Source organism: Gilliamella sp. Choc6-1, from assembly GCF_001690385.1.
In the GTDB taxonomy this organism is placed as follows: domain Bacteria; phylum Pseudomonadota; class Gammaproteobacteria; order Enterobacterales; family Orbaceae; genus Gilliamella; species Gilliamella apicola_A.
Genome location: NZ_LZHI01000028.1, coordinates 159,324 through 179,149, shown reverse-complemented (window position 1 = coordinate 179,149; position 19,826 = coordinate 159,324). Strand labels below are relative to the sequence as shown.

At 34.7% G+C, this 19,826-nt stretch carries 19 protein-coding genes; 3 read left to right on the top strand and 16 right to left on the bottom strand.

Annotation, left to right across the window (positions count from 1 at the left end):
* Nucleotides 1–109 precede the first annotated feature (109 nt).
* Entirely contained in the window at nt 110–1,459 is a 1,350-nt protein-coding gene (locus A9G36_RS04280) for an MFS transporter (RefSeq protein WP_065568634.1), read from the top strand.
* Between the two features lie 101 nt (nt 1,460–1,560).
* Here A9G36_RS04280 and gorA read toward each other — a convergent pair whose 3' ends face one another.
* The 11 genes from gorA to ribH form a co-directional block, all read right to left on the bottom strand.
* Nucleotides 1,561–2,913: a glutathione-disulfide reductase gene (gene gorA / locus A9G36_RS04275; protein WP_034944174.1), complete on the bottom strand. Its 1,353-nt coding sequence runs from the start codon at nt 2,911–2,913 to the stop codon at nt 1,561–1,563.
* 287 nt (nt 2,914–3,200) lie between these two features.
* The gene (gene hldE, locus A9G36_RS04270) at nt 3,201–4,625 is read right to left on the bottom strand and encodes a bifunctional D-glycero-beta-D-manno-heptose-7-phosphate kinase/D-glycero-beta-D-manno-heptose 1-phosphate adenylyltransferase HldE (RefSeq protein ID WP_065568632.1); all 1,425 of its coding nucleotides are present in this window, start codon (nt 4,623–4,625) and stop codon (nt 3,201–3,203) included.
* Between the two features lie 46 nt (nt 4,626–4,671).
* The gene (gene tatC / locus A9G36_RS04265) at nt 4,672–5,442 is read right to left on the bottom strand and encodes a twin-arginine translocase subunit TatC (protein WP_034944181.1); all 771 of its coding nucleotides are present in this window, start codon (nt 5,440–5,442) and stop codon (nt 4,672–4,674) included.
* The gene (gene tatB, locus A9G36_RS04260; RefSeq protein ID WP_051825061.1) at nt 5,442–5,780 is read right to left on the bottom strand and encodes a Sec-independent protein translocase protein TatB; all 339 of its coding nucleotides are present in this window, start codon (nt 5,778–5,780) and stop codon (nt 5,442–5,444) included. Before tatB ends, tatC begins: the two co-directional genes overlap by 1 nt.
* Before the next feature lie 3 nt (nt 5,781–5,783).
* The gene (gene tatA / locus A9G36_RS04255; protein ID WP_034944183.1) at nt 5,784–6,002 is read right to left on the bottom strand and encodes a twin-arginine translocase TatA/TatE family subunit; all 219 of its coding nucleotides are present in this window, start codon (nt 6,000–6,002) and stop codon (nt 5,784–5,786) included.
* A gap of 69 nt (nt 6,003–6,071) precedes the next feature.
* A complete protein-coding gene (ubiB, locus tag A9G36_RS04250; RefSeq protein ID WP_065585436.1) occupies nt 6,072–7,613 on the bottom strand; it encodes a ubiquinone biosynthesis regulatory protein kinase UbiB in 1,542 nt (513 codons plus the stop codon).
* A gap of 14 nt (nt 7,614–7,627) precedes the next feature.
* The gene (ubiE, locus tag A9G36_RS04245; protein WP_034944185.1) at nt 7,628–8,404 is read right to left on the bottom strand and encodes a bifunctional demethylmenaquinone methyltransferase/2-methoxy-6-polyprenyl-1,4-benzoquinol methylase UbiE; all 777 of its coding nucleotides are present in this window, start codon (nt 8,402–8,404) and stop codon (nt 7,628–7,630) included.
* 61 nt (nt 8,405–8,465) lie between these two features.
* Complete coding sequence (gene nadR, locus A9G36_RS04240) at nt 8,466–9,401, bottom strand: multifunctional transcriptional regulator/nicotinamide-nucleotide adenylyltransferase/ribosylnicotinamide kinase NadR (RefSeq protein WP_065568630.1); 936 nt, start codon at nt 9,399–9,401, stop codon at nt 8,466–8,468.
* 163 nt (nt 9,402–9,564) lie between these two features.
* Nucleotides 9,565–10,626, bottom strand: a complete 1,062-nt coding sequence (locus A9G36_RS04235; protein WP_065568629.1) for a TrmH family RNA methyltransferase — start codon at nt 10,624–10,626, stop codon at nt 9,565–9,567.
* A 21-nt stretch (nt 10,627–10,647) separates the two neighbouring features.
* The gene (gene nusB, locus A9G36_RS04230) at nt 10,648–11,067 is read right to left on the bottom strand and encodes a transcription antitermination factor NusB (RefSeq protein WP_034944186.1); all 420 of its coding nucleotides are present in this window, start codon (nt 11,065–11,067) and stop codon (nt 10,648–10,650) included.
* Between the two features lie 4 nt (nt 11,068–11,071).
* A complete protein-coding gene (gene ribH / locus A9G36_RS04225; protein ID WP_034944187.1) occupies nt 11,072–11,542 on the bottom strand; it encodes a 6,7-dimethyl-8-ribityllumazine synthase in 471 nt (156 codons plus the stop codon).
* Between the two features lie 386 nt (nt 11,543–11,928).
* On the opposite strand from ribH, the gene lpcA reads away from it, so the two are divergent.
* Together lpcA and A9G36_RS04215 are read left to right on the top strand one after the other, a co-directional pair.
* Nucleotides 11,929–12,507, top strand: a complete 579-nt coding sequence (lpcA, locus tag A9G36_RS04220) for a D-sedoheptulose 7-phosphate isomerase (protein WP_065585435.1) — start codon at nt 11,929–11,931, stop codon at nt 12,505–12,507.
* A 1-nt stretch (nt 12,508) separates the two neighbouring features.
* Nucleotides 12,509–13,288, top strand: coding sequence for a class II glutamine amidotransferase (locus A9G36_RS04215; protein WP_065568628.1), 780 nt, complete (start codon nt 12,509–12,511; stop codon nt 13,286–13,288).
* A 282-nt stretch (nt 13,289–13,570) separates the two neighbouring features.
* On the opposite strand, the gene A9G36_RS04210 is transcribed toward A9G36_RS04215, so the two are convergent.
* The 5 genes from A9G36_RS04210 to pncB all read right to left on the bottom strand — a co-directional run bounded on the left by A9G36_RS04210 (nt 13,571) and on the right by pncB (nt 19,797).
* A complete protein-coding gene (locus A9G36_RS04210) occupies nt 13,571–14,029 on the bottom strand; it encodes a methylglyoxal synthase (protein ID WP_034944191.1) in 459 nt (152 codons plus the stop codon).
* A gap of 136 nt (nt 14,030–14,165) precedes the next feature.
* Nucleotides 14,166–15,317, bottom strand: coding sequence for a porin (locus A9G36_RS04205; protein WP_034944194.1), 1,152 nt, complete (start codon nt 15,315–15,317; stop codon nt 14,166–14,168).
* A gap of 299 nt (nt 15,318–15,616) precedes the next feature.
* A complete protein-coding gene (locus tag A9G36_RS04200; RefSeq protein ID WP_065585434.1) occupies nt 15,617–16,747 on the bottom strand; it encodes a porin in 1,131 nt (376 codons plus the stop codon).
* Nucleotides 16,748–17,034: 287 nt separating this feature from the next.
* Complete coding sequence (gene asnS, locus A9G36_RS04195) at nt 17,035–18,438, bottom strand: asparagine--tRNA ligase (protein WP_034944214.1); 1,404 nt, start codon at nt 18,436–18,438, stop codon at nt 17,035–17,037.
* Between the two features lie 165 nt (nt 18,439–18,603).
* Entirely contained in the window at nt 18,604–19,797 is a 1,194-nt protein-coding gene (pncB, locus tag A9G36_RS04190; RefSeq protein ID WP_065585433.1) for a nicotinate phosphoribosyltransferase, read from the bottom strand.
* Nucleotides 19,798–19,826 lie beyond the last annotated feature (29 nt).

The following is a 19,826-nucleotide window of genomic DNA, read 5'->3' as shown; positions in this document are numbered from 1 at the left end:
TGAAAAAAAGAAGATTGTTTTATGGCAGAATAAATTTCACATTTTTAGCTTAGATCAATAAAAGGTAGATTTTTTATTTTCTATCGTAATTTAATAATAAGGTTTTGTCATGAGTCAGTTTGAAATTAACAAGCAATGGCAGCCAAGTGCTCGACCATTAAATCGTCAGGATTTTAAAACGTTAGTTTTATCCTCTTTGGGGGGTACGTTAGAGTTTTATGATTTTGTTATCTACGCTCTTTATATCGATACCATTGTCAAACCTCTATTTTTGCCGCATTTTTTATCACCATTAACGTTAGATTTGTTTGCTTGGGGGATTTTTGCAGCGGGTTATTTGGTTCGTCCTGTTGGCGGTATTATTATGGCGCACTTTGGCGATAAAGTGGGACGTAAGCGAATGTTTACTTTAAGCGTGGCAATGATGGCATTACCAACATTTATTATCGGTGTTTTGCCAACTTATGACATGATTGGCATTTTTGCACCTTTGTTATTATTAGTAATGCGTATGCTTCAAGGTGCCGCAATTGGTGGTGAAATGCCAGGGGCTTGGGTGTTTATTGCTGAGCATGTGCCAAAGCAACGTTATGGTTTAGGTATCGGTACGTTAACTTCAGGTATTACTGGTGGTATTTTGCTTGGTTTTATTGTAACCATTATTATTGATCTTTGTTTTACTACCGAGAATATTTTAGATTACGCTTGGCGTATTCCGTTTATTATTGGTGGCATTTTTGGGGTTATTTCGGTTTATTTACGTCGTTTTTTATCCGAAACTCCTATCTTTAAAGAGTTAGCAGCACGTAAAGCGATCGAGAAAAAGATTCCTGTGGTTACTGTGCTTCAAAAACATAAAACAGCCTGCGTGATTGTGGCGCTTTTGACTTGGTCGTTATCGACCGCCATTATGGTGGGTATTTTAATTACGCCTGGTCGTATTGTAGGCGGTATGTACCATTTTGCTAATCTTGATTGGCGCATTGGTGGCTGTATTGCAGCGTTAACATTAACTATCGGTTGTATTATTTTTGGTTGGTTAGAAGATAAACTAGGTACAAGCAAAACCATGCTGATTAACTGGGGTGGGCTTGCTATTATGAGCATTGTATTTTATAGCTCTTTGTCTCCAAATATGTCTTTAATTAAACTTTATCTGATTTGGGCTGTATTTGGGCTATTTATTGGTTCAGTTGCCATGACAGCAATAGTTGGCACAAGGGCTTTTCCACCTGCAATCCGCTATTCAGGTTTGTCATTTTCGTATAATTTAGCCTATGCGCTATTTAGTGCATTTACACCAACATTAACTATTTATCTATTAAGCCCTGAGCATTTATTAGGTCAATATAGTTATCTTGGTGCTGGTATTTATATCTCGTTTGTGGCGTTAATTGCCGTTGGAGTAGGTTTTTATCCATTAGCTAAAAATGGTTGGTTGGGTGATGTAAATCGTTAATCAGTAAACGGGTTAATAATAACAATATGAATCATAACAGTGTTATTAATAAAAAAGCAGGGCCAACGCCCTGCTTTTTTATTATTAGTGCCACAATTTTTTTAACGCATGGTAACAAATTCTTCCGCAGCGGTTGGGTGAATCGCTACCGTATTATCAAAGTCTTTTTTCGTTGCACCCATTTTAAGTGCGACAGCAAAGCCTTGTAACATTTCGTCCATTCCGTAACCAATGCCATGAATACCAACAATTTTTTCATCTTTCCCCACGCATACTAATTTCATTCGACAAGGTTGTCGATGCTGTGTGACTGCGGTGTACATTGCTGTAAATGTTGATTTATACACTTTTACGTTTTCTTCTCCATACTGCTGTATTGCTTCTGGTTCAGTCAATCCTACTGTTCCAATTGCAGGATGAGTAAATACGACGGTCGGAATATTACTGTAATCTAGATGCTCATTAGGTTTATTGTTAAATAATCTTTCTGATAAGCGACGTCCTGCAGCAACCGCAACAGGTGTTAGCGCTATAGCGCCTGTATCATCACCGACAGAATAGATGCCCGGAACATTGGTGTTTTGGTATTTGTCGACGATGATAAAACCTTTATTATCAACCTCAATTCCCGCTGCCTGTAAATTCATGTCATTTGTTGCTGGATCACGTCCAATCGCCCAAATTAAACAATCAACTGTGTAGCTTTCGCCATTTTCAAGATTTAATGTTAGTGAACCATCACTATTTTTAATTACCGATTTTGGAATCGCAAAAGTATGTAGTTGTTGCCCTTCAGTAGCAATAACTTCCATTAAGGTTTCAACAATAAGCGGATCAAAAGATCGTAGTGGTGTAGCATTGCGAACAAATTGATGAGTTTGCGCGCCCAAGGCGTGTAATACGCTTGCTATTTCGCAAGCAATATAACCTGCACCAACAACTGCCACACGTTTTGGTAAGGCTTTTAGAGCAAAAAAGCCATCTGAAGTAATGCCATATTGCGCACCTGGAATATTGGGAATGCTTGGTTTTCCTCCAACAGCAATTAGAATATGATTAGCACTATAGTGTTCGCCATTTACCTCAACGGTGTGAGAATCAACAAATTTTGCATACCCTTGAATGACGTCAACTTTGTTATTAGTAAGTACCCGATCGTAAGATTGATGAATGCGATCAATATAAGCAGTTCGGCTAGCAATTAATTTATCCCAATTGAATTGATTAATAGTGGTATCAAAACCGTAATCGGGACCATAATGTTTAATCGCTTCTGCAATTTGAGCACCATACCACATGACTTTTTTGGGCACACAACCAACATTAACACAGGTTCCACCTAATAATTTTGCTTCAATAATGGCACACTTTTTCCCATAAGACGCCGCTCGATTAACTGATGCTATCCCTCCGCTACCGCCGCCAATAGCAATATAATCATAATGTTTAGTCATTAAATATCCTCTGTCATCTTTTCCCTAAACTGTGCACTAGCTTTACACAAAGTAATGCATAAAAAAAGCATTAATTTTAAAATTTTATAATAGATATCAACTATCAATTATCTTAATAATCTATAAAAATTCATTTTATTATTAGGTTAAGTTGAGTGAATACTTTGTTTATGCTTATGTCTATCTTTATCAATTAACACAAAGAAAAACATAAGAAGCTAATTAGTATGATATTGAAAAAATCGGCTACTTAGCTAAGAAGCCGATTAGATTAAGTTAGTTAAGTTTTAGCGGTTTTTGATCGCATTAATAATATTAGTCGTTGAGCAACCATCTTCAAAATTAAGTACTTTAACGCTTCCACCAGCAGCGATAACTTCTTTCCCTCCTGCTATATCTTCTGGTTTATAATCACCACCTTTAACTAAGACATCGGGTAAGATATTAGCAATAAGCCGTTGTGGGGTTTCTTCTTCAAACGGTACAACCCAGTCCACTGAATTTAGTGCACCTAAGACGATCATACGTTGCATTAGTGGGTTAATTGGTCTTGATGCCCCTTTCAATTGTTTAACCGAAGCATCACTATTAACTGCAACAATTAAGCGGTCACCAAGTTTTCTAGCATTAGCAAGGTAAGAAACATGCCCCGCATGCAATATGTCAAAACACCCATTAGTCATGACAATTTTTTCGCCACGCATGCGTGCTTTTTTTACCTCTTCTTTTAGCTCTTCTTCTGTCATTACGCCAAAACCGTCATCAACTCGTGCACGAATAGCATTGCTAAGTTCTACTTGAGAAACGGTTGAAGTTCCTAGTTTTCCAACAACGACACCAGCTGCAGCATTGGCTAAAAAACAGCTCTCTTCTAAAGAGAGACCAGCTGCTAAAGCTGCGGCTAATGTAGCAATTACAGTATCACCAGCACCTGTTACATCAAATACTTCTTTTGCTTGAGTAGGTAAATGATAAATTGGTTTACCTAACTGTAATAAGGTCATGCCTTTTTCGCTACGTGTCACTAATAGGGCTTTTAAATCATATTGCTTGATGAGTTGGTAACCTTTTTCAACAATTTCTTCTTCAGTTTGACAATGCCCAACCACGGCTTCGAATTCTGACATATTAGGTGTTAATAAGGTTGCCCCACGATAACGTTCAAAATCGGTTCCTTTTGGATCAACTAAGATTGGTATATTGGATTGATTAGCAAGTTTAATCATTGATTGAACCGCAGATAGTGCTCCTTTGGCATAATCCGAAAGTACTAATACTTTATGGGTTGCCAGCGCTGTTTGAATGCGCTCAAGAATTGGGCTTGCATCAACATTGCCAAATCCTTCTTCAAAATCAATACGAATTAATTGTTGATTACGGGATAATACGCGTAATTTAGTAATGGTAGGATGCGTTGAGACAGAGACAAAATCACATTGAACATGGTGTTTACTTAATTGTTCATTAAGAATTTTAGCCGGTTCATCAATACCAGTTAACCCAATTAAACGCACATTACCACAAAGCGAAGTGATATTCATTGCGACATTCGCAGCACCACCTGGTCTTTCTTCTAACGAATCAATTTTGACAACAGGTACTGGTGCTTCAGGCGATATACGGTTGGTTCCTCCATGCCAATAGCGATCTAACATAATATCGCCTACAACTAATACATTAGCATGGTTAAAATCAGGTAATGATGTGTTCATTATGACTTGTTATCCTTAATTATTCAGTTAATTCATCTTTTATCTGTTAACTATCTTTATCAGATTCATAACTGTCGTCATCTTCTGTATTGTCGTTTTTTCGTGGCTGATAAAAACGGGCAAAAAAAGTGCCAACTTCAAACAGTAAACAGATAGGTACCGCTAATAAGATTTGTGAAAATACGTCTGGTGGTGTGACAAACATAGCTATAGCAAATACCCCAACAATAATATATGGGCGTTTTTTGCGTAAGCTTTTAGGCGTTGTTATGCCTGTCCAACAAAGTAATATAATGGCAACTGGCACTTCGAAAGCAAATCCAAATACAATAAAAAGTGTCATGACAAAATCAAGATATTTGGTGATATCAGTATTAATTGCTACATCAATAGGTGCTGTGTGAATAAAAAAGTAAAAAGCCAGTGGAAATACGACAAAATAAGCAAAAGCAATACCAATGTAAAACAAAATAGTACTCGATATAATCAGTGGCATTACTAAACGTTTTTCGTGTTGATAAAGGGCTGGTGCGATAAACCCCCAAACTTGATACAGTACGTAAGGAATCGAGATAAATATTGCCGCTACAACAGTCAATTTAATGGGTGTAAAAAACGGTGCGGCAATGTCCGTTGCTATCATACTGCTGCCTTGCGGTAATTGGCTAATAAGTGGATTGGCAACAATGCGATAAATATCATTTGAAAAATAAAGTAAGCAAACTAATACCAGTAAAATACAGATAATACAGCGTAATAGTCGTGTTCTAAGTTCAACAAGATGTCCAATTAGAGGTTGAGTTGCGTCGTCTGTCATTATTTATCTTTATCTAAATGAGTGTGAGTATCTATTTGCGTTGCTGAATCGATCTCTTTTTGTAGTGATTCTGTCACACGTTTTAAATCATCAATTGATTCTTGAATTTCTGGGGTTAGCGTTTTTAAACCACTTAGTTCCGCTTTTTTTAGGCTGTCTTGCAATTCTTGCAATTTGAGCTCTTTATTTAACTCTAGTTGTACAGTTGCTGACATACGGCGTAGTACTTTTATCCAACCAGCAACTGTCTTTATGGCAATAGGTAAACGTTCTGGTCCTAATACAACCAGTCCTATAATTAATACTAATAGTAATTGACCAAAACTGATATCAAACACAGGCTACTCTTTTTTAGTGCCATTATCATCATTTGATGAATCTATCTTGTCGATCTTTTGCATAGAATCACTTTCTTTTTTGTCATCGTCATCACTCATTGCTTTTTTAAAACCTTTGATTGACGCCCCAAGATCCGATCCTAATGAGCGTAATTTTTTCGTTCCAAATAACAATACAATAACGGCAATTAATATGAGTAGTTGGGGTAAGCTTGGCATCATGATAATATCTCCAACGTGGGGTAATTTTCCAATTATACACTTAAATTATAAGATTCCCAAATAGCTCATTTAACGGACAATAAGCACTGTTATACATAAAGTTAATATTAACGCCAATAAACCATATAAATTACGTTCATGCTTTTTACTTTGTTGTAATTTTTCATTGATAAGTTTTAATTGATTGTTCATCTGTTTTGTTATTCGTTGGTAATCGTTTATTTTTGCTGGCAGCTCAGGAATAACTGTACGCCATTGTGGTAGTGAATCCCAAGCTTGTTGCAATATTTTTTTTACACTATATTTTTCTTCATACCATTTTTCTAAAAAGGGTTTAGCTGTTTGCCATAAATCAAGCTCTGGATAGAGCTGGCGACCTAATCCTTCAATATAAAATAAGGTTTTTTGTAGTAAAATTAATTGTGGTTGAATTTCCATTTCAAATTTTCTGGCAACTTTAAATAATTGAAGCAATATCTGAGAGAATGAGATTTCAGCTAGTGGTTTTGCAAAAGCTGGCTCACAAACATTACGCATAGCCATTTCAAAGGCGATAGGATCAGTAGAGTCAGACACCCAACCGGATGTAATGTAAGTTTCTGCTATTTTTCGATAATCTCGATTAAAAAATGCTAGAAAGTTTTCCGCCAGATAATGTTGATCATCTTCAGTTAGCTTACCCACAATAGCGCAATCTATACCAATATAACGCGGGTTGTTTGGATCAGTGATATCCACAAAGATATTACCAGGATGCATATCTGCATGAAAAAAGTTATCACGAAATACTTGTGTAAAAAAAGCTTGTACACCACGTTCAGCAAGTAGCTTCATATTGACGTTATTTTGTCTGAGTTGCTCGATATCTGCAATGGGAACGCCTTTTATACGTTCTTCAACAAGGATATTCTTCCGGCAAAAATCTTGATAGACATAAGGAATATATAAAATATCGCTATTAATAAAATTAGCACGTAACTTATCCGTATTATAAGCTTCTTGCAGTAAGTCTAACTCTTTTAGTAGTGTCATTTCATAATCATGCACAATTTCAACTGTATGCAATTTTTCGCCTGATTTTATTCGCTTTGTAAATTGTTTGGCAGCAAAATACATTAAACGAATATCAGCTTGAATAATAGGCAAAATATCAGGCCGTAGTACTTTAATAACTACCTCAGCTTGACTACGTTTTAAGATCGCTGTGTGTACCTGTGCAATGGATGCTGATGCTAAGGGCTTTTGATCAAAATCTGCAAAATAATAGTCAATTGGTTGTCCAAGTGCTTCTTCAATCATTTGTTGAGCTCTTTTACCGTCAAAAGGATCAACTTGATCTTGTAATTTTGCTAAGGCATTTGCTATATCTGTCGGTAAAACATCACGCCGAGTTGAGATCATTTGCCCAAACTTAATCCAGACAGGTCCTAGCTCTTGTAGCGCTTGGCGTAGACGTTCGCCAATGGCTTGCTCTTTTGCTTTAGGTTTAACCCAAAATAAACATAGCAATAAAAAGCGTAACCATTTAGATGAACGATGATTTGGTAACAGTTCGTTTAGTTGATAAGCACGAAATAGTGTTAATATTTTATATAATCGAAAAAATGTCATTATGTCTCATCGCATCAAAATTTAAATCCAGTATGTAACGCTACAATTCCACCTGTCATATTGTGGTATTTCACATTAGCAAATCCGGCTTCTTCCATCATTTTTTTCAATGTATTTTGATCAGGATGCATACGAATGGATTCAGCTAAATAGCGATAACTTTCAGAGTCATTTGCCACAATTTTGCCCATTAATGGTAACATGGTAAATGAATATAAGTCATAAGCTTTATTTAAAATTTGATATTGTGGTTTGGAAAATTCAAGGATTAATAAACGACCGCCAGGCTTTAATACTCGCCACATGGATCGTAATGCTTTTTCTTTGTCAGTGACATTCCGTAAGCCAAATGAGATTGTAATACAATCGAAATAGTTATCCACAAAAGGTAATTCCTCGGCGTTAGCTTGTACATATTCAATATTTTTAAATAAGCCTTTGTCTCGAAGTTTATCTCGCCCTACTTTTAACATCGATTCATTAATATCAGCTAACACAACTAATCCATCATCACCAACCAGCTGCGAGAATTTTGCCGTTAAGTCACCTGTTCCACCAGCCAGATCTAAAACTTTTTGCCCTTTACGTACACTACTGTATTCAATAGTCACTTTTTTCCAAATTCGATGGATACCAAATGACATGAGATCATTCATAACATCATATTTATCGGCAACGGAGTGAAATACTTCAGCAACACGTTTTACTTTTTCTTGTTTTGGGACTTGCGTATAGCCAAAATCAATTTTTTCTTGATTTGTATTATCTTGTTTGTCAGAAGATTGAGACATAAAATTTACCTATCACAAAGATTTAGCCTATTTTAGCATAAGCCATTATAAATGTGATGAACTAAATCAGTAATGTATCAACCATTTTGGTAACAGTTTCAAAATGTTCTAATGCTGACTGTTTAGGATCTAAATCCTTTTCATAAATAACTAAATCAAAATGATAACTCTCTGTTAGGGCTTTTAACACTTCATGCTCTTTTTGAAAAATTTGGCTGTAGTATCGAGCTAGTGTGTCAAAATCGATTGAAGTAAAAAGTAATTTATTTGCAGTCAATTCAGCATTGTTAATTCGTTCGACATGTAACATAGCAATTTTAATATAGTCAGTTTCATTTAAATAACGTCTATTATGTTGCGTGGAAATTTCTCGCTCAATATAATTAATATAGCCATTGGAAACATATTCAGTATTATAAATATTAGCCAGTTGAATTGGTAAGCCACAAAACCTATTTTGACCAATAATGGCAACTTTTTTAACAAAAAAAGGTTTTGCTGCTTGCGCAATAAAAGACCAATTTTTGTAAGGGTGTTTACGGATTTGTGTTGCACTGATATTCATGAACTTTCGATCCGCATCAATAATTACAGCTGGACAATTAAAATAAACTTCATGATTTTTAACATCTTGAGGTTCGCTGGTAAAAATAACGTTTGGTTTGATTTTATACTCATCAAGAATTCGGTTGACGCGATCACTCCAATCTTTCCAGCCATTTGGGTAATATTCAATACCTGCTTCATCTAATATATGGATATGGATATTGTGGCGATCTTTAAAGGTTTTTTTTAACCATGAGAACCGATCACTGACTTGTGGTTGTTTTGGTAAATGGCTTTTATCAAAAAGCTGTTTATCTCGTGATTCTTCACAACCAAGAAAGATATGAAGCTCTTCGACCTGATTTATTGCTTTTTCAATCAAGTAAATATGCCCACTGTGTAAAGGATAAAACTTACCAAAAATTAAACCAACTTTATTTTTTGAAACCATGATACTTACCAACACATTTAAAAATTGTGTAACAATGTACAGAATTAAAATGCATTTTCTAACCAATTGATGCTATTTGACATATTTATAATCGAAGCGAGATATTTTTGACCACCTCAGTCTGCGGTGGTCAAAATAAAAATAGAATTTTTTAAGGGTAGGATCACTTTGGTAATGTAGATAATAAAATCCCTGTTGCAACAGATATATTAAGTGCAGGCATATTTTCGTTACCTTTTAGATGTATAACTACATCAGCATTATTTATTAGCTTCATGTTAATTTGCTGAAAAATTACAATAGCTATCTTTTTATTAAATGTAATTTGATGTAATTCACTTGATGCTATTGATTTTAACTGACAAGGCAATAGTGCAACAATTTGATAACCATGTCGTTTAAGCATATCAAGTGAAGCAACAAAATCATCGCTTTTGATTGATTTAATTGCCTCAATGCCTCCTTCTGCTACTCGCATAGCTGCCCCACTTTCGAGCAGGTTTGTTTGACGTAATATGACACCATTAACATTGTAAAATGCAGCACTTCGTATTAATCCTCCTAGATTATGAGGATTATTAATATCATCAATCGCTAAAACACAATCGTCATCTTTATCACTATTACTTTCTAAATAATCCAATAATGTAAGCGAAGCACGTTTTTTAACAATTAAACAAACTCCACCATGATGTTGTGTCTGGGTTATTTTAGAAATTTGTTCATTAGATACAATGTCATAGCCTAAACGTTGTTTAACTAGCCAGTTTATTAGATCCTTAAACTGATAGGTCATTTCTTGAATAATAAACAATTTAACAATGGCTGAGCGTCGATGTTTGAAAACGGCTTTACAACTGTTTTCGCTATAAACCAATGTTTCTTCTTTACGCTGACGATACCCGTCATAGCCAAAGGTTGGCGTTTGTTCGTTGTCACGCACTTTTTTTTGCCATGGGGAATTATTGTCAATTAATGATCGTGATTGAGTGCGATTAATTTCAACAACAATATTTTGTCTTACAAAACCAGATTTTCCAGCTCTAGGTCTAAAAGTTTCAATACGATCATTTCGTTCTAGTTGAGTATTAGACTGAAATGAATCATCTTTAAATTTTTTATTCCAATTTGTTTTTTTCTCTTTTGTTGAACGAGAATATTTTTTTGTTTCGCTTTTTTTAGTATAAAAAACGGTTGGTTTTTTTTGTTCGTTATTGTCGTTCATATTAATCTCACATTTAATCGGTTACCGTGTACGTATGGTTGGCGCTAATTTATCTAATACGCCATTAACAAATTTATGACTATCTGCCGCACCGAATGTTTTGGTTAATTCAATAGCTTCGTTAATCACAACTTTATAAGGAACATCTTGGCGTTTAAGTAATTCGTAAAGTGCAATTCGCAATACGGCTAATTCAACTTGACCAAGTTCTTCAACGGTACGTTCTGTAAGGAAAGGCGCCATCTTTTCATCTAAATCAGTTCTATTTTTAACAACGCCATTTAATAGTTCTCGAAAATACTTAGCATCAACTCCTTTCATATCTTGTTCAGCAAGAAAACTTGCCTCAACATCAGCAAGATCATTTCTGGAAATTTGCCAAGAATAAATTGCTTGTACTGCACACTCTCTTGCTCTACGACGAGGATTGACTAATGCCACTAAATTACTCCTTAATTGCTTTAATAATGTTTAGCATTTCAAGTGCAGTTAATGCTGCTTCTGAGCCTTTATTACCCGCTTTTGTGCCTGCACGTTCAATAGCTTGTTCAATACTTTCAGTAGTTAAAATACCAAATCCGACTGGAATGGTGTAATCTAAACTTGCGCTTAGTAATCCTGAACTTGATTCACCAGCTACAAAATCAAAATGTGCTGTACTACCACGAATCACTGTTCCTAATGCCACAATAGCATCATATTTTTTAGATTGAGCAGCAACTTTAGCTGTAAGTGGGATTTCATAAGCACCAGGTACCCAAATAACCGTAATATTTTTATTTTCTACTTGCCCAATACGCGTTAATGCGTCAATTGCACCATTAACAAGGTTTTCGTTTATGAAATGATTAAAACGAGCCACTATTATGGCAACTTTAGCTTTTGGTGCAGAAACTTTTCCTTCAATTGTTTGCATATTTATTCCTTATTCATTGATTTTAAATGCAATTTCATTATTACTTTCGGTGAAAAAATTATTCTTAAATTGTATCACAAATTAAAGGCTTATCCTATTAGCAAATAGCGTTGCAACCGAGATCTATCCTTTTAATTTTTTAAAAGTAGATACAATAAATTTAACAATTGAAAATGTTGTATTTAGATAGTTTAAATATTTTAGAAATAATAATATAAAGCCTAAATTTTAATCACAGACTTTCCATGTCCAAATTTTTTTAATTTTTATATATGGAAAAAACTAATACATTTATATAAAATAAGTTATTTTTCGATTATCTCTTGCAAGCTGTTTTTAACGAATTACAATGGTGTATAGATTAAATTATTGATGGAGTAATATTGATGTACATTGACAATATTCGTAATGAGTTAAATCAAGCAATTGATGTATTGACTAATTTTGTTTCTGATAACAATAATCTTTTAAATATTCAAAAAGCTGCAGTGCTAATTGCTGACTCATTTAAACATGGAGGTAAGGTTCTTTCATGTGGCAATGGAGGATCTCACTGTGATGCCATGCATTTCGCTGAAGAGCTAACTGGTCGTTTTCGTGATAATCGTCCAGCTTATCCCGCGATTGCAATATCTGATGTAAGCCATATTTCTTGTGTGAGTAATGATTTTGGGTTTGATTATATTTTTTCTCGCTATGTTGAAGGTGTTGGTAAAAAAGGGGATGTACTTTTAGGTATTTCAACTTCAGGAAATTCAGCTAATGTATTAAAAGCCATTGAGTCTGCAAAACAAAAAGACATGAAAATTATTACACTTACAGGTAAAGATGGTGGTAAGATGAATGGGCTTGCCGATGTCGATATTCGTGTTCCACATCTAGGTTACGCTGATCGCATACAAGAAGTTCACATTAAAGTGATTCATATTCTAATTATGCTTATTGAAAAAGAGATGGCCAAGTGAAATGTGTGAATTATTGGGTATGAGCGCTAATGTGCCAACCGATATCTGTTTTAGCTTTACCAGCCTAATTAAACGTGGTGGGGAGAAAGGTCCTCATAAAGATGGCTGGGGTATTACTTTTTATGAAGGCAAAGGTTGCCGGACATTCAAAGATCCAGAACCTTGCAGTTTTTCATCAATTGCAAAAATGGTTCAACAATATCCTATAAAGTCTAAAGCAGTGATTGCACATATTCGACAAGCTAACCGAGGCGGTGTTGCGCTGGAAAATACTCACCCATTTACTCGTGAATTATGGGGGAAAAACTGGACTTTTGCTCACAATGGGCAATTGGCTGACTATCAAAATTTAGATACTGGGCTTTTTCAACCCGTAGGTGAAACTGATAGTGAATATGCTTTTTGTTATTTGATTAATCAATTACAACAAAGATATTCCCATAAACCTAACAATGATTTGCTGTTGTTTAATTTTATTAAACAATGTGCCGATAAATTAAGTCAGTTTGGTGTATTTAATATGCTGCTTTCTGACGGGCAATATGTATTTGCTTACTGCACTACCAATTTGCACTGGATAACTCGTAAAGCACCTTTTGGCAAAGCAAAACTACTCGATGAAAACGTGGAAATTGATTTTCAAAAGCACACTACACCAAACGATGTTGTAACAATTATTTCGACATTACCTTTAACTTCCAATGAGACTTGGCATAAACTCAATACCAATGAAGCAATTTTGTTTAAAAATGGTGAAGTTAATCAATCTTCCGCATTTTAATTCTTGGTTTGGTGGTTTAACTTAAATTAATATTGTAAATAGCCTTAATATGGCTAACCTAATTATTAATATTATCCATGGCAAATGCTGAAAAATAATTTATATACATATATCATAAAGATAATCCGTACAGGTATGATCAATAAATCCTCTTAGAGCAGAGTAAACAATGCACTCTATCCAACCTTGTTAACAAGGCGAATTGAAAAATAATATATTCAAAAAAATAAATAAATTATCAATTATATTTATTTAGTTATTTTGCTGATTTGGGATGGACATTTATTTAATCCTTCCAGCTAGATAGGCTTGATAATCTGGTATTTCGATTTCAACCTCTTGAGTAAAAATGGAAGACTGAATTAATGCATTAGCTGTAGCTTGATTTGTGGCAACAGGAATGTTCCAAACTGTGGATAACCGCAATAATGCTTTAACATCTGGATCATGTGGTACAGCATTAAGTGGATCCCAGAAAAATATTAGAATATCAATTTTACCTTCAGCAATTAATGCACCAATTTGCTGATCTCCCCCCATTGGACCACTGAGCATTGGAGTAATATTTAAGCCAGTCTCTTTTTTAATTAACGTGCCGGTCGTTCCAGTACCACACAAATGATGATGTGAAAGCTCTTCACAATTTTTCTTACACCAAGTTAATAAAGAATCTTTTAAATGGTCATGCGCAACTAATGCAATATTTTTTTTAGCCTTTAATTTTCGTGTGCTATAAAGCATTGTGGTTATCCTACTCTATGATTGTCTATGACGTTTTTAACAGAGTATCTATTAAAGTGCAAGACATATTTGTTAAGATTAGTAGCAATAAAAAAGGCACCGAAGTGCCTTTTTGAAGATATACAATTACAATTAATTAGAATTGATAAATTAAACCAAGCGCAACAGTATCTTTAGTGTTTGCTTTGACAATTGAATGACTGTCACTATAGTCACTACCATATAAACTGCGACGAGCGCCAATATCATCTTTATCTAACAAATTGATTTTGTAATCAACAAGCGCTTTTAGATTTTTGTTAAAATCGTAAGTTACACCAATATCAACATATTTAGTTAAATCATCACCTTTAAGTCCCACGTCACCACTTCTCGCTAAACTTGATGCATCTTCAACTCTATGTTGGATATAAGCAACAGATGGTGTTAAACGACCAATGTCAAAGTCAATACCGTATTGTGCTACAACTTCAAAACCTTTAGTTTTTAAATCATCAGCATTACGTGTACTTGAGGCATTGTTCCAACCGTATTTTTGTTTACCTTGAATGTATAAGGCTGCTAAATAAACATTATTATTGTCATATTTGATACCTGCAGACCATGATTTAGCATCTTTATGTCCACCTGTTTGTGCATAACCTGCACCTATAGTTAAACCAGTATCAAACATATCCCAATCAATTACTGATCCCCATGCTTCAGCACTATCATGACCGTTGTGGCTTTCAAAAGTATTGAAGTGGCGAGTAGAGCTATTATCACCATTGTCCGCATATTGTACAGCAAAACGTAGGCCATTTACTAAACCAAAGAAATCTGAGTTACGGTAAGTTGCTACAGCTTTAGTTCGAGCAGTTAATGCGTAAAGATCATTATCAGAAGCATCACCACCAAATTCTGGTAATACGTCAGTGTAAGAAGTTAATGTCTTTAATATACCATCGTTTCGTCCATAATCAAATGAACCAAAGTCACCAAAGTTTAAACCAGCAAATGCATAACGAGTTTCATTATCTGAATTTTTACCAGTGGCAGTTTCATATTCCCAACGTCCATAACCAGATAACCAGTCAGTAACTTGAGTTTGACCTGACATACCCAAACGTGCCGTAGTTTTATCGCCTTCGCCAGTTTGATTGTTACGATCAGTAATATAATTTAAAGCATAAACTCGACCATAAAAGTCAACTTTATTACCATCTTTGTTCCACACTTCAATAGATGCGCCTGCTGTGCCCGCAATTAAAAGTGCAGGAATAGCGATTGCTAATAGATTACGTTTCATTTTGTTACCCTCATAGGTATTTATTATTAAAGATGCAAATTACTTTGCTCTCGGTTAATAAATAATTGCTAACGTGATTAACAATTACATTATTATTGTGATATCTACTATTTAGATATTGGATTTTTATTGCTCACATTGCTAATAAACAATATTAGTTAGATAATTTCTGCGAAATTCGTTTTTATTCTAGTTCCAGAAATAAATTTCTTTTAAACATAAAATGTGTTTTTAGGTAGGAATAGCTTTAAAAGGCGAGAAAAAAGGCACAAAAGTGCCTTTTTTGAGATACTAAGAAATTAGAATTGGTAGATTAAACCAAGAGCTAAGGTATCTTTTGTACCAGGTTTATTTAAATGACGGTCACGTTGATGAGCTGTGTTATCTGCTGCACCAATATCTTTACGATCAAGTAAATTGAATTGATATTCAACGATAGCGCTGAAGTTTTTGTTTAGGTCATATGTTGCACCAACAGAAACATATTTAGCTAATGGTGAAGTAATTGAACCATTGCGATATAACCATTCACCATGAGACTCATTGTATTTAGCTTTATGTTGAACATATGCTAATGATGGAGTTAAACGACCAATTTCTAAATCAATACCATATTGAGCAACTAACTCAATACCTCTGATTTTAAGATCAGAAGAGTATGCATCACCGTCTTCATCTTCAAAACCAACTTGTTTAATTTTACTTTGGAAGTAGCTAGCACCGAAATATACGTTGTAGTTATCATATTTAAGACCAGTAGCCCAAGTATTGTGGCGAGTTTGGCTAACTGTTGATTGAGCATAACCTGCACCAGCAGTTAAACCAGTATCAAAAATACGCCATTGGATGTTTGCACCATATGCTTCTCTTGATTTACCTTTGATAGAATCAACAGTACTTGAGTTGTGGCCATTATCTGCATATTGAACTGCAAAGCTAACGTCATCATTTAAACCAAAGAAGTTATTGTTGCGATAAGTAGCAACAGCTTTAGTACGAGATGAAAGTACATTCCAGTTGTTGTTAGCTGCATCACCACCAAATTCTGGTAATACGTCTGTATAAGCAGTAATTGCTTTTAACACACCGTCATTACGACCATAATCAAATGAACCAAAGTCACCAAAGTTTAAACCAGCAAATGCATAACGTACTTCGTTATCAGATTTTTTACCCGCTTCCGCTTCGTATTCCCAACGACCATAACCTGATAGCCAGTTAGTGATTTGAGTTTGACCAGACATACCTAAACGAGCTGAAGTGTGATCACCTTCATCTTTGTGTCCACGGTCAGTAATATGGTTAGCTGCTTTTACACGACCATAAAAATCAACTTTATTACCGTCTTTGTTCCAAACTTCGATAGAAGCATTTGCTCCAGCAGCAGCTAGAAGTGCTGGAATAGCGATTGCTAATAGATTACGTTTCATTTCTTACCTCATGGTTATTATAAATAAGACACTTTTCCTATAAGTTTAGCATCTAATTTCGTACAAAAATTATTCAGTTAAAATAATATTTCTATTATCTTTATTTACTTTTTACAGTAGCGTAAATTATGTATAAAAAAATTTTAAAATCAAGCGAACTTTTCATTAAATATGATGTCTAAGACGAAAAACACTTCTGTTTGGTTATTTTTCATCCAAAAAATAGCCAAACATCAATTTGCTTTTTTATCATAAATAAGTATATTTATTTTTATTTTCTATTAAGTTCAAAAATTCGCATTCCTCGGTGTTCTTGGGAATGGTATAACATCGCGCACGTTTTGTACGCCTGTAACATAAACAATTAAACGTTCAAAGCCTAAACCAAAACCAGAATGCGGCACAGTACCGTATCGACGTAAATCACGATACCACCAATAATCTTCTTTTTTGAGTCCCAATTCTTCCATGCGCTTATCCAACATATCTAAACGTTCCTCACGCTGAGATCCACCAATGATTTCACCAATTCCTGGCGCTAAAACATCCATTGCCGCTACCGTTTTACCGTCATCATTCATACGCATATAAAAAGCTTTAATATCTTTCGGATAGTTTTTTACTACCACTGGTGCTTTAAAATGTTGTTCAGCTAAATAACGCTCATGTTCTGAAGCTAAATCAATTCCCCAGCTGACTGGGTTTTCAAATTTAACATCACAATTTTGTAAAATGGTAATAGCATCAGTGTAATCCACTTGAGCAAAATCAGCATTAATAAAGTTTTCAAGGCGATTGATTGCTTCTTTATCGACATGCTGTGCAAAAAATTGCATATCGTCAGCTCGTTTTTCTAGCACAGCTTTAAACACATATTTCAACATATCTTCAGCAAGCTTTGCATTATCATTTAGATCAGCGAATGCTACTTCAGGCTCCATCATCCAAAACTCAGCTAAATGGCGAGTAGTATTTGAGTTCTCTGCTCTAAATGTTGGACCAAAAGTATAAACTTTAGAAAGTGCACAAGCATAAGTTTCAGCGTTTAATTGTCCAGAAACGGTTAAAAAAGCTTCTTTACCAAAGAAATCTTTATCAAAATCAACTTTACCATTATCAGATTTAGGCAGATTTAGCATATCAAGTGTCGAAACGCGGAACATTTCGCCCGCCCCTTCAGTATCTGATGCGGTAATAATAGGAGTTGATAACCAATAAAAACCACGTTCATCAAAAAATTGATGAATAGCTTGCGCAAGCGTATGGCGTACACGCGTTATCGCACCAACAATATTGGTTCTTGCACGCAAGTGAGCCACTTCACGAAGATATTCAATCGAATGACGCTTTGCTGCCATTGGGTAAGTTTCGGGATCATCAATAAAGCCATATACTTGAACTTGCGTTGCTTGTAATTCATATTTTTGACCTTGACCTGGGGACTCCACCACTTTACCGGTCACTTTAACCGAACAACCAGCCGTTAAACGTAAGATCTCTTGTTCATAATTAGGTAAATTATTTTCAATAACTGCTTGAATAGGATCAAAGCAAGAACCATCATAAACGGCTAAAAATGAAATGCCTGCTTTAGAATCACGCCGAGTTCTTACCCAACCTTGAACCGAAATTGTGCTACCAACAGCAATTTTGCCTTGTAACACATCAACAATAGGAGCAATTGAAGTCATTTTAATTATCCATCTCTACATTAATTAATTGTTTAAATAATATTTAAAGTAATACAGATATATTCAAATGGTTATTCCATAGCAAAATAGAATTTTTGAATAATAAAATCCTTATTACTAATTTTTATTTTCTAATATGAACAATAGGTTAAGTGTAAATTATTATCAATTTTTAACACTAAAAGTTCGTTTTAGCTCATCGATAAAATCTAAATCCTGGGAAATCGTTTTACCTGGGCTATCTGATAGTTTCGCAACAGATTGATTATTGCATTCCGTTAATTTAATTACAATATTCAATGATTTAGTATTAGTTTCTGTTGATGGAATATCACAAGCTAAAAACCCACCCACACCAAAAGATAATTTTACGCGATGATTAAAATGTTGGTAGATATTAATCGCTTTATCAAAATTTAAACTATCTGAAAAAACTAACATTTTCGTTTGCGGATTTATGCCCAACTGTTTGTAATGAGCAATCGCTTTTTCTCCCCATTCAATTGAATCACCCGAATCATGACGAAGTCCTTGGTAGTGAGAGGCAAAGTGTAAATTAAAATCACGTAAAAACGCATCCATTGTAATACAATCAGTTAATGCTACTCCCAAGTTATTAGGATATTCATCTAACCAAACCTGAAGAGCATTTCTTTGGCAATTTTGAAGATTGGTGCTTAAACGTTGATGGGCTTGAAACCATTCGTGTGCTTGCGTTCCAACAGGGGTGAGCCCTAAACGATAGGCAAGTAAATAATTGCTCGTGCTATGGAAGTGATTAAAGTGCGTTTTCAAATAACTGACAACAGCTTCTTGCACCGCAAACGAATAACGCCTACGTGTACCAAAATCCATTAAGTTAAAACCAGACATATCCATATTAACTGTTTTTTCATTAAACAATGCTAATTTATCTTTTAGCCTAGCTAGTGCCTCTGGAACGCCAATATTTGGTGAACGATCTTTATGAACAATCTCACTAATAACAGCAAGTAATGGCACTTCCCATAAAATAACATCTAACCATTTACCTTCAATTGTAATAGAAAGCACTCCATTTTTATTTTTGATAGTGAGCAGATCACTGTTAAAACGCCATTTTTTGAGCCAATTTAAATAGTCAGATTTAAAAAAAGAAATATTTGATAAATAGTTAAATTCATCATCAGACAGCGCTAATGATTCCATTAATTTGACTTGATGTATTATTTCATCAACATATTGCCCCAATAAATCATCACTACGGCAACGAAACTGTGCAACTACTGTTGTATTTGGATAGTGATGAAATACAGCTTGCTGCATATGCAACTTATAAGCATCAGTATCTAATATTGATGTAATTATCGCTGGTAACATGTAAATTTAGTGCTATTACTTTAAATAAA